Origin of the sequence: Alkaliphilus sp. B6464, assembly GCF_018141165.1 — a bacterium.
Classification (GTDB): Bacteria; Bacillota; Clostridia; order Peptostreptococcales; family Natronincolaceae; genus Alkaliphilus_B.
In genome coordinates this window covers 2,593,422-2,607,478 of sequence record NZ_CP058557.1, presented here as the reverse complement: position 1 = coordinate 2,607,478, position 14,057 = coordinate 2,593,422, and the positions used below count along the sequence as shown (strand labels likewise).

Genomic DNA, 14,057 nt, shown 5'->3' with positions numbered 1-14,057 from the left:
AATCACCTTCTTTTCAGCTTTGTTGTAATAGTTTTAGGTACTAAAACCATTAATATTTGCCAAAATTGTTTTCCACGATGTATAAATCCTGACAAATCTCTACCTGTCTCATTATGGTACATATTTACATCCACTTCCATAATATTATAACCTTTATTTAGTATATCTATTGTCATGCCTAATTCTACACCATATCCCGTATAGGGATAATTAACCTGTTCTAGAACCTCTCTTTTAAACGCTCTTTGTCCTGAAAGTACAGTATCTATTTTTACACCAGTATTTATATAAACACCCTTTCTAGCTAGCTTCTTTACAAAACCAAATCCACCTTTTCGTTTGGCAGATGGAAACTTAGCTACTGTAACATCAGCTTTGTTTTCTAGAATAGGAAGTATTAATTTCTCAACATCTTTTGCACTCTCCTGTAGATCAGCATCAGCAAATACAATAATATCAGAATTATTTAGTGCAAGTCTTAATCCTTCATATAGCGCCTGACCCTTTCCCTTATTTAAAGGTTGACGCACTACATTCACATCTGAAACACTACTTGCACTTATATACGTACTATCTGTAGACCCATCATCAATTACATAAATATGCTGAATGTGATCAATCTCCTTTAAAGCTAAAAGTGTACTCTTAATTCGATTTTCTTCATTATATGCGGGTACAATAACTGAAACTATTTTATTCATAATATTCACTCCTAACTAGGATCTGTAACAATAAATGGTGCCAATGATTCAGCTGTTGATTTTTCTCCATAATGACCTTCAGCGCCTCTAAGCACATATACTAAAGAAATTTTACCTATTTTGGTATTAATATTATCCACCGTTGGAATGTCTAATTTTTTAAGTTCAGGAATATTCGATAATTCAACATCCAATCTCTCTACTCCTATTACATTTAAACCTTTATCCTGTAAATTCTTTACTAAATTTATATCTAGCTGTTCTGTTTTATTTTCCCGATTTGTTGTACTTCCTCCGGCAATAATAACATTATCTATATTTAATTGATCTATTTTATTATAATCAAAGCTATAGAGAATATATTTATTATCAATTAAAAACTTCAAAATATCTGTCATATCTTTATGAATAAAGAGGTTGGTTACTTCATTATTTATAAGATTAATAAAATCATCATTTTTTTTCAGGTCAATTCCTATTAAATCATTAATTTCTTTTAATTGTTCTTCTGTAACAGTATATATTTTATCAGTATACTTTATGTGTAAAGGAACATCAGCACCTGACAGTCTTAATGTTTCATCAATATCATCGTAAAAATAATGATTCGTAGTTTCAATAATAGCAATGCTTAGCTCAGATAATTTATCATGAATAACCTCGTAAAACACATTTTCAATAAAAGTATTTTGCTTTTCCTTTTCAGTACTTAAGCTTTGAATTTTTTGCTCTAATGTTTCTTTTTCTTTTTTAAATTCGCTAAACCTATTTTCCAAGCTATCAACCAAAATTTGTTGCTGTTTTAAGTATAACTCTTGTCCATTCATATTAAATCCTATAAATATACCTATTCCTAATGAAATAAATATAGCTGCAATAGAGATAATATAATATTTAATATTAATACCCATGAAATCCCCCCTACAGTCCGAATATCATTCTTAATCTTATAATCATTAACTTAAATAAATTTTGAATTGGGTTAGATATAAGCATTATCATAATTATTGGAATAAATGCAGCAATAACAAGCCAAATAATATACTTAGGCTTAATACTGCTTTTATATAACTTGTTAACCCCTCGAGCATCAACTAACTTAGACCCTACTTTCATTCTAACTAAAAAAGTACTAGCCATACCCTTTCTTCCCTTTTCAAGAAAGTCAATCATGTTCGAATGTGTACCTACAGCTACAATCAAATCTGCTCCCTTATCATAAGATAGTAACATAGCTATATCCTCACTAGTACCAGGAGCCGGAAAAGATACTGCCTCTAATCCTAGGCTTTTTACTCTGTCCATACCTGGTGCTTTTCCGTTAGGATAAGCATGTACAATTATTTCATTGCATTTTTTTAAACATTCGTCACTAACACTATCCATATCTCCAACTATTATATGAGGAGTTAAACCAAATTCCAATAATGCATCTCCACCACCATCCACACCTATCAAAATAGGATTAACTTCATTTATATAGGATAATATAGCACTTAAGTCTTCTCTATAATTTTGCCCTCTAACAACTACTAAGACATGTCTTCCTCTAATTTCAGTCTTAATCCTTGGAATTTTCAAATTACCTAAAATAAAGTCCTTTTCTTTATCTGCATACACTAGAGTATTTTCAATAAACTTTTCTAATTCTATCTCTATATTTTCTTCTGCTAGCATAAGTGATGCATTAATTTTATCTTCAGATAAAAATTCAATCTTACTAATTAGTCTTCCTTCAAAAAAAATTTCATTATCTATTATTTCAATAATATTTCCTTCTTCCAAAACACTGAATAAATCACCCGTAATTACATCAAAAATAGGTATGTTAGCTTTACATATTATACCCGGGCCTAAATTAGGATATCTACCGCTAATTGACTTTCCACAGTTAATAATAGCTGAAATTTTTTTGCTCACAAGAGAATTTGCAGCAACCTCATCTAAATCATCATGGTCAATTATCGCTATATCTCCTGCTTCTAATCTATTAACTAAACTTTTTGTTTTTTTATCCAATCTTACGGGAGCTTTAATTTGCATAGACTTCCCTCCAATAGTTTCTACATATAGTATTTGTATATTTAATATAAACATTCTTGTTATGTGTATAAATCCACTTGAATCTATAACTTTAATTATAAATTACACATGATTATATCATAAAAACTGCCATAATAGTAATTTTGCACAATTTCAAATCTTATAAAAATACAAATGCTTTAAATACTTAAAATTATGATATATAATATAATGTCGTAAGTAGCTTTAAGTGAGGTGAAATAATGCATAAAATATCTAAGATTCAATTGCAAAGCAAAAATAAAAGTAGAGCTAATGTGTACATTGATGATGTTTATTCTTTTTCTTGTGATGCAGAAATTATATTAAAATATAAATTAAAGGAAGGTCTAAATGTAGATGAAAAGGATTTAGTAGAGTTAATTGAAGAAAGTAATGAAAAACGCGCTTTTCAAATTGCACTACACTATCTATCCTTTAAGCCACGCACTCATTATGAAATTACTATGTATTTGTCTAAAAAAGATTATGAAGATAAGATTATAAATAAAGTATTAGAGAAATTAATTTACTATGGATATATAGATGATAAGCAATATGCACTAAATTATATTTCTAGTGCTATAGCAGAAGGAAAGAAAAGTTCAAATACTGTCAAATCAAAATTAATAAGTAAAGGAATCCCTCTGGAAATAATCGAAGACTGTATAAAGTTATTTTCCTCTGATGTTAATATAAAAATTGCCAAAGAAATTAGCAACAAATATTTTTATCAAAAATCAAATTTACCGTTAAAACAATTGAAAATCAAATTATCCCAACTATTGGTGCGCAAAGGCTTTACTTGGGAAGTTATAGATGCGTGCTTGAATGACTTAGATCAAAATAGCGAAGTTCAATCCACTATAGATTCTAATAAGGAACAATACCAATTACAGGCCATCAAATTAGCTAAAAAATACTTTGATAAGTATAGCAAAAAAGAAAGTAACTCTTATTTACTAGAGAAAAAAGTTAAACATACATTGTATCAAAAAGGTTATGGTATAGATATAATAGATGTTGCATTTGAAAGTGTAAAAAGTAATAGATAGCAAAGATTAATTTTGCTATCTATTACTTTTTATACTACATACCGCTCTAATCCTAATTTATATATAAACATTGCAAATAGAGTTTTTACTTATGACCTGGATAATAAGTTGCACTTATCTTATTATTTTAAAATTATTCAATAGCCTATACTATATTATTTTACCTACAAGTATACATAATATAATTATGGTATATCTATTTATAAATAAAAATCTTCTATTGTTTTATCTTTAATATCTTGGTTAATACCTATGTATCGTAAAGTTATACTTGGAGCCGAGTGATTAAAAATATCTTGAAGAATTGCTACATCTTTATATATGTGATAATGCCAATATCCAAATGTCTTTCTCAAAGTATGAGTTCCAACCTCCTTAATACCTACCTTAACAGCTGCTTGATTAAGAATCCTATAAGCCTGCACTCGAGAAATAGGTCTATTCTTTCCCTTCCTACTTTGAAATATATATTCTTCATTATTCATACCAGAGATAAATTTCTCTATATCCTTCCTTAACTGGCTATTAATTAAAAATCGTTTCTCTTTTCCAGTCTTTTTTTCTTTTATAGCGATATGAGACCTATCTCTTACATCATATACCTTAAGATTTAATATATCACTTATTCTTAGCCCTGTATTAATCCCTACAATAAATAGTATATAATTCTTGTACCCTAACTTTAACAATTCATTTTTCATATCTTCTATTTTATTCTTATCACGAATGGGCTGTACTGTATTCATTTTTGTCCTCCTTATCTCAAATATACTAATAAATATTATATTACATTTAAAGTTATATTCCAATACGATATGTTACTTAATAAAGTCGATTCTTTTTTAGAAGTGTAAATTCCAATACTTTGAGTTATTTGCTAAATGTAACACAATAACTATTTTGTTACATTAACTATCAATAAGAAAATCTAAACTTTGTTTAAAATAAAATCCTATATATTACGACTATCCTATAAGCATAAATTAATAGGGTATACCTATCCCCTTACCACAGCAAAAAAACGCTTACAATCGAAATATGCAAGCCAACAAAAAAACCTTATTAAAAATCTAAATAGAAATTTTAATAAGGAGCTTTCTTATAATATTTTTATAAGAATAAACTAAACATCTCTATAATATTAATATTGGCTATATAATCTAATAAATATGAGGTGTTCATAAAAGTTTATTATTATAAAGTTTATAGGTCTAAAAACTTGCCATGCTTGCAGATTAGCGCTTTAGAGATACTTTCTATATATATTTGATTAACAAATCAATAGGGCAATATCATACAAGAATGCTATTGCCTTTTATGGTACACTAAATATCAGATAATCAAGAAAGGAGGACAAGTTTATGAAACGAGAGATACGAACAGTAAAATATGATACCGAATTGAAAGTGGAAGCCTATCATTTTCAGGGAATTATGCAGAAGTTCCCCAATCATTTTCACGAGTATTATGTAATTGGTTTTATTGAAAAAGGACAGCGGCTTTTATCTTGCAAGAACAAGGAATATACCATAGAGCTGGGAGATTTATTACTATTTAATCCGCGTGATAATCATGCTTGCGAACAAATCGACGGTAAAACTCTGGATTATCGTTGTATCAATATACAACCAGAAACTATGAGCAAAGCAATCTTTGAAATAACAGGGAAAGAGTATCTACCCTATTTTACGCCCCAAGTAGTTTTTCGTAGTGAATTGGCTGCTGTACTGCGGGAATTACATCAGATAATTATGGATGAGGAAACAGATTTTAGAAAAGAAGAAATCTTCTTTTTCCTTTTGGAACAGTTGATTGAAGAATATACGGAACAGACAGTACCTACTGGGAATGCGGAACAAAGCACGGAAGCAAGAGTAATCTGTGAATTTTTAGAAAATCACTACATGGAAAACATTGCACTAGATGACCTATGCAAACTGACGGGATTAAGCAAATACTATCTGCTTCGCTCTTTTACCAAGCAAAAGGGAATTTCTCCTTATAGCTACTTGGAAACGATACGAATTTACAAATCAAAGAAAATGCTGGAACAAGGTGTTTTGCCAATAGATGTGGCTTTACAGACAGGCTTTACCGACCAGAGCCACTTTTCCAACTTCTTCAAAAAGTTCAATGGATCTGTTTGTTCATTCTTTCAAGGATTTAAATAATCTAGATAAACTAACCTCTAAGCAGTTAATTCAGCAAACCAAAAAGTATGTTAACCATAATACTAAAAAAGGTTTAGAATTACCAATTCTGGTGAGAAGTTAGTTGTTGAAAGTTATAGTAATTACCTATTTTTATAAATTTTTTAATTTAATTTTATCTATAAAAGAGTAGCATTTCATAAGAAAGCTACTCTTTTATAGATTTAGTTATTTATAACTTTCAATAAGTCTACTTATTCAAAAAGTTTTCAATCATTAAAATAGGATTAGTTTCCTTGTTTATATGGGAAAATTTATCTTCTCCTAAAGCTGTATCAATTAACTTTACTAGAGATTTCCCATCAATCTGTTATTCTCATAAAAATAAACACCTCCATTAGTATTGGTTTCGTAATCCAATAAATATGAGGTGTTTATAGGTTTGTTATTTGAATGTTTATAGGTCTAAAAGAGAATTTATAGGTTTTTAGAAAGTGATTGTAATTAATTACCAAGCAATGCAATCCTTAAAATCACTTCCTTTAACCTACTTGTTGTTCTAATCTTAATTTATCTGCAACCATGGCGATAAACTCTGAGTTAGTTGGTTTCCCTTTATCATTATGAACAGTATATCCGAACAGATTGTTTATTGTATCTACCTTTCCACGACTCCATGCTACTTCTATAGCATGTCTTATTGCTCTTTCAACTCTACTTGATGTTGTATTGAACTTCTTGGCTATCGATGGATACAGTTCCTTTGTAACAGCACTTAATAGTTCTATATTTTCAACTACCATTGTAATAGCTTCTCTCAAATAAAGATATCCTTTAATATGTGCAGGAACTCCAATCTCGTGAATTATATTAGTAATTTCTGCCTCTAAACTACGATTATTTGTAACTAAGGATGGGCGATTTTGTACATTTTGCCGTTTCTGTTCCAAATTATTTTTAGAAGGATTAACTTCTCCCGTCATTTGTCTAATTCTTTCAATAAATATTTCAAAATCAAAAGGTTTAATAACATAGTAATCTGCTCCTAAGTTAATTGCTCTTTGTGTAATTTTATCTTGTCCAACTGCTGACAATATTATAAACTTAGGAAACTTACTTAAATTCATTACATTAACTTTCTCAAGTACGCCTAATCCATCTAGATGTGGCATTATAATATCTAGTATAACTAAATCAGGTAGTTTTTGTGGTATTAGTTCTATAGCTTCCTTACCATTATTAGCAACCCCTACTATTTCAATATCATCCTCCTTTTCCAAATACTCACTTAAAATATCACAAAAATCTTTATTATCATCAGCAATTAAAACTCTAACCTTTTTATTATTCATCAAAATTCTCCCCCTTGAACCTTAATCTACATATATTTTATCTATAAATATGCGACTTTTAACATATTCGACATATGGAGTTTATTTCCTTCTAGTATGAACTAATTCTTTTTAAAAATATTAATACATTTTTCTAAGTTTTTCTTTAAATTTATACTTTTTTTAAATTATTTTATCAATTTTTATCGTTTATTCCCGATTCCGAAATCATCCATTCTATAAATATTCCATATCCTTTTGCGGGGTCATTAACCAAAACATGAGTAACAGCTCCTATCACTTTTCCATTTTGAATAATTGGACTTCCACTCATGCCTTGAACAATTCCCCCTGTTTTTTCTAATAATGTTTTGTCAGTTACTTTAATCACCATACTTTTCCCCTCTGGCTTTGTTTGAAAATTTATTTTTGTTATCTCTATATCAAATTTTTCTATTTTATTATTATCTAATGTAGTTAATATATATGCAGGTCCCTCTTGTATTTCATGTTGATATGCAATAGGCATTGTATTTTTATTATTAATCCCTGCTATATCTGCAAACAGTTCTCCATATACACCTAACTGGGTATTCTTTTCTATTTTTCCTACTGGATTACTAGTCTCATAAAATACTCCCCTTATTTCTCCAGGTTTTCCTCTCTTACCTTGTTCAATAGATACAACCCTAGATTTTATAATCTCTCCATCTTTTACCGACAACAATGCTCCTGTGTCTACGTCTGTAATCGCATGTCCCAATGCTCCAAATTTTCCACTAATAGGATGAAAAAAACTTAATGTTCCAACACCAGCTGTCTTATCTCTTACCCATAATCCAAGTTTATATTGTCCATCCTGCTCTGCCTTGACAGGAGAAATATTAGCCTTAAACTCTCTTTTATCTCTTTTCATTGTAAGATTAAGTTCTTTTCCTTTACTTGCTTTTACAATTTCACTAACATGTGATGCATTATTTATCTTTATATCATTAATTGCAACTAATGTATCTCCTATTTTTATTCCCGAATTAGACGCTAAGTTATAGCTTCTACCATTATCATCTGTAATCTCACTTACTCCAACAACCAATACACCATCTGTATTTAATTTAACACCTACAGATTCCCCTCCAGGAACAACTTGGATTTTAGATACAACATTAACTTTTACTGTTTTATATGGTATTAGTCCCAGTATCTTTAACTGAAGATCAGCAGTACCTTTTTTAAGAGTTTTAAGCTGAAAAATACTTTTCTTAGTTAATAATGTACTGCTAATATCCTTTGCCTGATTTATTTCTAATATACTGTTTATGTCATCAGAATTCATGGAAAAACTTAAAGGAAACCGAGTTTGTAATGAATATTCATCACCTACTGGTATATTATACTCTGAAGGTATACTCCTAACAATTCCAAATGCCAATGTGCATACAAAAAATATAAAAAAAATAGATAAACTTATTGCCGAAATTGGTTTAAGTTTTCTATAGTTCTTCATTTGTGTCACTCTCCCGCCATCTTAATCTAGCAAAACATAATTTTGTCTACTATGATTAGATTGGCTTTTTGGAGGCAGCTTTATAATATATAAAATATATTAAAGTTGTAATTATAATCCTTTTATGGTTATATAATCAAAAAACTCATTTTAGAAAAGCTTAATTGCTTTTTCTTAAATGAGCTTGATCAATCATTTCTTCTGCATGTTTAATTGTAATATCTGTTAGTTCTCCGCCTAATAATCGTCCCAATTCTTTAATTTGTTTTTCTCTGTTTAATTTTTTTACCATTGTCTTCATATTATTCTCTTTTTCTACTTTTTCGATTAAATAATGATGATTAGCCATGGAAGCTATTTGTGGTAAATGAGTTATACAAATAATTTGATGATGATTAGATATATCATAGAGCCTTTCGCCAATAATTTGAGACGTACGTCCACTTATACCAGTATCAATTTCATCAAATATTAATGTAGGTATATTATCAACATCGGCTAATATAGTTTTAAAGGCTAACATAATTCTTGACATTTCTCCGCCAGATGCAATTTTAGAAAGTGGTTTTAATGGCTCACCTAAATTTGTAGATATTGTAAATTCTATTTGATCAATTCCCTTAGAAGTAAACTTAATGTCTGAATAATCATTTTCTTTATTATCAAAAGATACCTTAAATTGGACTTTACCCATATTTAATGTAAGTAATATACCCGTTATCTTTTTTTCAAAATCAGAAGCAATAGCTCTCCGGAGTAAACTTAATTCTATAGATAAATTTTTCAGTTCTTTAGATTTAGAATCTATTTCTTTTTTTATTCTTCTAATTTCTTCTTCATTATTTTCAAATTCCCACAAATCAGCTTCAAGCCTTGCTTTATATTGTAACATTTCCTGTATAGAACTTCCATATTTCCGTTTTAAACTATTAATCAAATCTAACCTCATTTCAATATGTTCAAGAACCTTAGGTTCAAAGTCAATTTGATCTTTATAATCTCTTATATCTCTTGCTACATCTTCTAATTTATATTTTGCTTCTTCTAAAATATTGTTAAAATCTAAAAATTTTTCCTCCAATGAAACAATGCCGTACATAGAATGTACGATATTAGATAGCTTATCTAAAACTGATGTATCTAAATTCTCACCACAAATAGTTTCATAGGCATTTGAAAGAGTCTGATAAATTTTTTCACTATTTGATAGAATATTTCTTTGTTTTCCTAATTCTTCTTCTTCATCAGTTATTAAGTTGGCTGATTCAATTTCCTCTATTTGAAATTTCATCAAATCAATTTTTCTCTCTCTTTCCATTTCATCAAAGCAAATAGAACTTAGTTCTCTTTCTAAAGTCTGAAGTTCATTATATTTCTTTGATACAGAATCAACTAGGTCTAAAATTTCTTTACCACCATATGAATCTAACATATCTATATGAAAACTTGAATTTAAAAGTGATTGATGCTCATGTTGCCCATGAATATCGATTAATCTTTGAGTAATCATTTTTAAAACTGCTTGAGTTACAATGATTCCATTTATTCTACAAGTGCTTCTTCCGTTTGAATGTATATCTCTAGTAACAACTAATATATTTTCACTATCAATCTCAATACCATATTGCTCTAATATATCATCAAAATCATCTAAGTCATTTGCTGAAAATATTGCTTGCACCATACATTTATCTGATCCAGAACGAACAAAGCTTCTATCAGCTCTTTCTCCAATTGCCATATTAACAGCATCAATTATAATTGACTTTCCAGCGCCTGTCTCTCCTGTTAAAATATTAAGTCCTTTATGAAAAGCAATATTCAACTCATCTATTAATGCAAAATTCCTAATCTCTAACTCTAGAAGCATACAGAACCCCCACCCTATTTCATCAGTTTTCTAAAATGCTCTATATTTTCTTCCATCTTGCTTGCATCTCTAATTACTATAAAGATAGTATCATCCCCCGCAATTGTCCCCACAGCATCATCTAAGTTAACTGCATCTATAGCTGCAGCTGCAGCTTGTGCAGATCCAGTTAAAGTTTTCATTACTATAATATTACCAGCATAATCAATCGATACAATAGAATTTTTAAATATCTTTACTAGACGATCTGATAAAACATTTTCTTGACTTTGCAATGTTGCATATTTGTATTTTCCGTTTTTTGTTAAAACTTTAATTAACCTAAGCTCTTTAATATCCCTAGACACCGTGGCTTGAGTTACATTTAAGCCCAGTTTTCTTAACTCCTCTGATAACTCTTCTTGTGTTTCAATTTCCTTACTTTCTATTATCTCTAACATCTTTGCATGTCTTGTATACTTCATAGGATTCCTCCTTAAAATAAGTACTAATATCACTAAATTATTAATTTAAAACGAATTAATAATTTGTATATTTAATATTCTCTGTAAAACGAAACAATCCTTCAATAATATAAATAATTAAATAAAAAACATTTAGTATTAGTGCATACTCTAATATGAACAAGTTTTATTCTATATGTATTCATTTATTATAAACACTGATGTGATTGGTCTATTATATTTTCTATATAATCCATATCTATAGACATATTGCAAGATTCTACATTTTTCATATATAATAAGTATTCTATGTTTCCTTCTGGACCTTTAATAGGAGAATATGCAAAATCAATTATTTGAAGTCCAAGTTCCATAGCAAATTTAATAACATTCAATGCTACACTCTTATGAACCGATATATCTCTTACCACTCCTTTTTTACCAACATTTTCTCTACCTGCCTCAAATTGTGGTTTAACAAGAGCAACTATTTCACCATCTATTTTAAGAAGTTGTTTTAGTACAGGTAATACTAATCTTAAAGAAATAAAAGAAACATCTATAGATGCAAAATCTGCCATATCCCCCAAATTATCCAAAGTAACATACCTAATATTTGTTCTTTCCATAGGAACAACCCGTGGATCCTGTCTTAATTTCCAGTCTAGTTGACCATAACCTACATCAATAGAATATACCTTTAAAGCCCCATTTTGAAGCATACAATCAGTAAATCCACCTGTTGAAGCACCAATATCTAAACAAGTCTTGTTGTTTAAGTCTATATTAAATTCCTTCATTGCTTTTTCTAACTTCAGCCCACCTCTACTAACATAAGGAATTGAGCTTCCTTTTAGTAATACATCTCCACTTTTACTAACCTTTGTACCTGGTTTATCAACTTTCTGATTATCAATAAAAACAAGCCCGGCCATTATAGCTCCTTTTGCTTTTTCTCTACTTTCAAAAAAACCTCTTTCAACTAATAGAACATCTAATCTTTCTTTATCATCCATAGCATTTCTCCTAATTATTTTGTTATTGCAACATTACTAAGAGCATCATAGTTAAAGTCACTTTTAATTTCCTTAATTATACTATTACAGTTTAATCCCAATTTATTATATAAAATATCAACATCACCATGTTCAATAAATTCATCAGGCAAGGCAAATACTTTGACCTCTTTTAATATTTTATAGTCATTTAGCAAGGCTTGAACTTGACTTCCAAATCCTCCGATCTTTGCATTATCCTCAATAGTATAAATTCGCTTATGTTTTTTCGCTAGGTTAGTAATAAGTTCCTTATCAATTGGCTTAATAAATCTAGGATTAACTAAAGTAGCAAAAATATTATTTGCTTCTAGTTCTCTACATATATCTAATGCCATTTGATTAACAGTTCCTAAGGCGATTATTAAAGCATCGTAGCCTTTCTCATAAATAACTTCTCCCTTACCAACTTGTATAGGATTAAGCAATTCTTCATTTTCTAATTCAACCGCTCCCCTAGGATAGCGAATCGCTATAGGCCCATTATGATCCATGGCAAATTTAACCATCTCTCTCAACTCCAGACCATCTTTAGGTGCTAAAAAAGTTAAGTTTGGAATACAAGATAAGAAGGATACATCCAAAGACCCATGATGTGTTTCTCCATCATTCCCTACTAAACCAGCACGATCAATCAAATAAGTAACAGGCAAGTTTTGAATACAAGCATCATGAATCACTTGATCATACGCTCTTTGAAGGAAAGTCGAATAAACAGCAAAAACTGGCTTATATCCTCCAGCAGCCATTCCAGCCGCAAACGTAGCTGCATGTTGCTCGGCAATTCCAACATCAAAAAACCTATTTGGATATTTATTAGCAAAATCACTAAGTCCAGTTCCCGATGGCATAGCGGCAGTAATAGCAACGATTTTCTCATCCTTGTCTGCACATTCTACCAAAGTTTTCCCTGCAATCTCAGAATAAGATAAAGTGGATTTATTGTAAACTGGTTTTCCTGTTTCTACTTTAAAAGGATTTACTCCATGGAATTTATCTGGTGACTTCTCAGCTAAAGAATATCCTTTACCTTTTTTAGTTATTACATGCAATAAAACTGGTCCTTTAATGTTTTTAGTACGATTCATTACTTCATATAGTGCATTATAATTATGTCCATCAATAGGGCCTATATAGGTGAAACCTAACTCCTCAAATAGTACTCCAGGTACAAAAAAGTATTTTATACTATCCTTTGCCTTTTCTGCAGTTTTCATAACTGTTTTGCCTATTGCTGGAATATTACTAATTATGTTTTCTACATCATCCTTAACTCTGGAATAAATCGGTGCAGTTCTTATTTTATTTAAATAATTAGATAGTCCACCTACATTTGGAGATATAGACATCTCGTTGTCATTTAAAACAACGATAATATCTTTTTCACTCTGACCTATATGATTTAATGCCTCAAAAGCCAAACCACCTGTCATTGCTCCATCACCAATAACTGCTATAACATGATGATTATCGTTATTTAAGTCCCGTGCAGTAGCCAGCCCCATAGCCGCAGATATAGATGTACTACTATGACCTGTATCAAAATGATCGTGTTCACTTTCATATCGCTTTGGGAAACCACTCAACCCTTTATATTGTCTTAGGGTAGAAAATTGTTCTCTTCTTCCAGTCAATATTTTATGAACATATGCTTGATGTCCAACATCCCATATAATCTTATCATCGGGACTATTAAATACAGTGTGTAAAGCCAAGGTTAATTCTACTACACCTAAGTTAGACGCTAAATGTCCCCCTGTTTTAGAAACCGAATCTATCAAAAAACTTCTAATTTCATCGGCCAGTATTTGTATCTCTCTACTATTTAGTCTTTTTAAATCATCAGTAGAATCAACCTTAGACAAATATTGATACATTCTATAATCT

Annotated in this window: 12 protein-coding genes; 2 read left to right on the top strand and 10 right to left on the bottom strand. The window is 29.9% G+C overall.

Going from position 1 to position 14,057, the window contains the following annotated elements; translation table 11 throughout:
• Positions 1-2 precede the first annotated feature (2 nt).
• From HYG84_RS13120 to steA, 3 genes are read right to left on the bottom strand one after another with little or no spacing between them, the layout of a single operon-like run.
• Entirely contained in the window at positions 3-701 is a 699-nt protein-coding gene (locus HYG84_RS13120; RefSeq protein WP_212377930.1) for a glycosyltransferase family 2 protein, read from the bottom strand.
• 11 nt (positions 702-712) lie between these two features.
• Positions 713-1,612, bottom strand: coding sequence for a copper transporter (locus tag HYG84_RS13115; RefSeq protein WP_212377928.1), 900 nt, complete (start codon positions 1,610-1,612; stop codon positions 713-715).
• 10 nt (positions 1,613-1,622) lie between these two features.
• Positions 1,623-2,744 carry a putative cytokinetic ring protein SteA gene (steA, locus tag HYG84_RS13110; RefSeq protein ID WP_212377926.1) on the bottom strand — a complete coding sequence of 374 codons (1,122 nt, stop codon included), beginning with the start codon at positions 2,742-2,744 and terminating at the stop codon, positions 1,623-1,625.
• Positions 2,745-2,986: 242 nt separating this feature from the next.
• On the opposite strand from steA, the gene HYG84_RS13105 reads away from it, so the two are divergent.
• On the top strand, positions 2,987-3,817 hold the full coding sequence (locus HYG84_RS13105; protein ID WP_212377924.1) for a RecX family transcriptional regulator: 831 nt from the start codon (positions 2,987-2,989) through the stop codon (positions 3,815-3,817).
• 200 nt (positions 3,818-4,017) lie between these two features.
• Here the strand turns inward: HYG84_RS13105 and HYG84_RS13100 are convergent, their stop codons facing one another.
• Positions 4,018-4,563 (bottom strand): site-specific integrase, encoded by a 546-nt coding sequence (locus HYG84_RS13100; protein WP_212377922.1) that lies wholly within the window; start codon positions 4,561-4,563, stop codon positions 4,018-4,020.
• 615 nt (positions 4,564-5,178) lie between these two features.
• Between HYG84_RS13100 and HYG84_RS13095 the strand changes: the two genes are divergently transcribed.
• Positions 5,179-5,988, top strand: a complete 810-nt coding sequence (locus HYG84_RS13095) for an AraC family transcriptional regulator (protein WP_212377920.1) — start codon at positions 5,179-5,181, stop codon at positions 5,986-5,988.
• A gap of 521 nt (positions 5,989-6,509) precedes the next feature.
• Here the strand turns inward: HYG84_RS13095 and spo0A are convergent.
• From spo0A to dxs, 6 genes are all read right to left on the bottom strand, one after another.
• Entirely contained in the window at positions 6,510-7,319 is an 810-nt protein-coding gene (gene spo0A / locus HYG84_RS13090; protein ID WP_212377918.1) for a sporulation transcription factor Spo0A, read from the bottom strand.
• 175 nt (positions 7,320-7,494) lie between these two features.
• A complete protein-coding gene (gene spoIVB, locus HYG84_RS13085) occupies positions 7,495-8,802 on the bottom strand; it encodes a SpoIVB peptidase (protein ID WP_212377916.1) in 1,308 nt (435 codons plus the stop codon).
• A gap of 160 nt (positions 8,803-8,962) precedes the next feature.
• Positions 8,963-10,672, bottom strand: a complete 1,710-nt coding sequence (recN, locus tag HYG84_RS13080) for a DNA repair protein RecN (RefSeq protein WP_212377914.1) — start codon at positions 10,670-10,672, stop codon at positions 8,963-8,965.
• A 14-nt stretch (positions 10,673-10,686) separates the two neighbouring features.
• The gene (locus HYG84_RS13075) at positions 10,687-11,136 is read right to left on the bottom strand and encodes an arginine repressor (RefSeq protein ID WP_212377912.1); all 450 of its coding nucleotides are present in this window, start codon (positions 11,134-11,136) and stop codon (positions 10,687-10,689) included.
• A gap of 188 nt (positions 11,137-11,324) precedes the next feature.
• Positions 11,325-12,131: a TlyA family RNA methyltransferase gene (locus HYG84_RS13070; RefSeq protein ID WP_212377910.1), complete on the bottom strand. Its 807-nt coding sequence runs from the start codon at positions 12,129-12,131 to the stop codon at positions 11,325-11,327.
• Positions 12,132-12,145: 14 nt separating this feature from the next.
• The gene (gene dxs, locus HYG84_RS13065; protein ID WP_212377908.1) at positions 12,146-14,047 is read right to left on the bottom strand and encodes a 1-deoxy-D-xylulose-5-phosphate synthase; all 1,902 of its coding nucleotides are present in this window, start codon (positions 14,045-14,047) and stop codon (positions 12,146-12,148) included.
• Positions 14,048-14,057: the final 10 nt, after the last annotated feature.

Excerpts from the sequence above, each read along its gene's own strand:
- HYG84_RS13120 (WP_212377930.1), bottom strand. The coding sequence starts at position 701 with ATGAATAAAATAGTTTCAGTTATTGTACCCGCATATAATGAAGAAAAT.
- HYG84_RS13115 (WP_212377928.1), bottom strand. The coding sequence starts at position 1,612 with ATGGGTATTAATATTAAATATTATATTATCTCTATTGCAGCTATATTT.
- steA (WP_212377926.1), bottom strand. The coding sequence starts at position 2,744 with ATGCAAATTAAAGCTCCCGTAAGATTGGATAAAAAAACAAAAAGTTTA.
- HYG84_RS13105 (WP_212377924.1), top strand. The coding sequence starts at position 2,987 with ATGCATAAAATATCTAAGATTCAATTGCAAAGCAAAAATAAAAGTAGA.
- HYG84_RS13100 (WP_212377922.1), bottom strand. The coding sequence starts at position 4,563 with ATGAATACAGTACAGCCCATTCGTGATAAGAATAAAATAGAAGATATG.
- HYG84_RS13095 (WP_212377920.1), top strand. The coding sequence starts at position 5,179 with ATGAAACGAGAGATACGAACAGTAAAATATGATACCGAATTGAAAGTG.
- spo0A (WP_212377918.1), bottom strand. The coding sequence starts at position 7,319 with ATGAATAATAAAAAGGTTAGAGTTTTAATTGCTGATGATAATAAAGAT.
- spoIVB (WP_212377916.1), bottom strand. The coding sequence starts at position 8,802 with ATGAAGAACTATAGAAAACTTAAACCAATTTCGGCAATAAGTTTATCT.
- recN (WP_212377914.1), bottom strand. The coding sequence starts at position 10,672 with ATGCTTCTAGAGTTAGAGATTAGGAATTTTGCATTAATAGATGAGTTG.
- HYG84_RS13075 (WP_212377912.1), bottom strand. The coding sequence starts at position 11,136 with ATGAAGTATACAAGACATGCAAAGATGTTAGAGATAATAGAAAGTAAG.
- HYG84_RS13070 (WP_212377910.1), bottom strand. The coding sequence starts at position 12,131 with ATGGATGATAAAGAAAGATTAGATGTTCTATTAGTTGAAAGAGGTTTT.
- dxs (WP_212377908.1), bottom strand. The coding sequence starts at position 14,047 with ATGTATCAATATTTGTCTAAGGTTGATTCTACTGATGATTTAAAAAGA.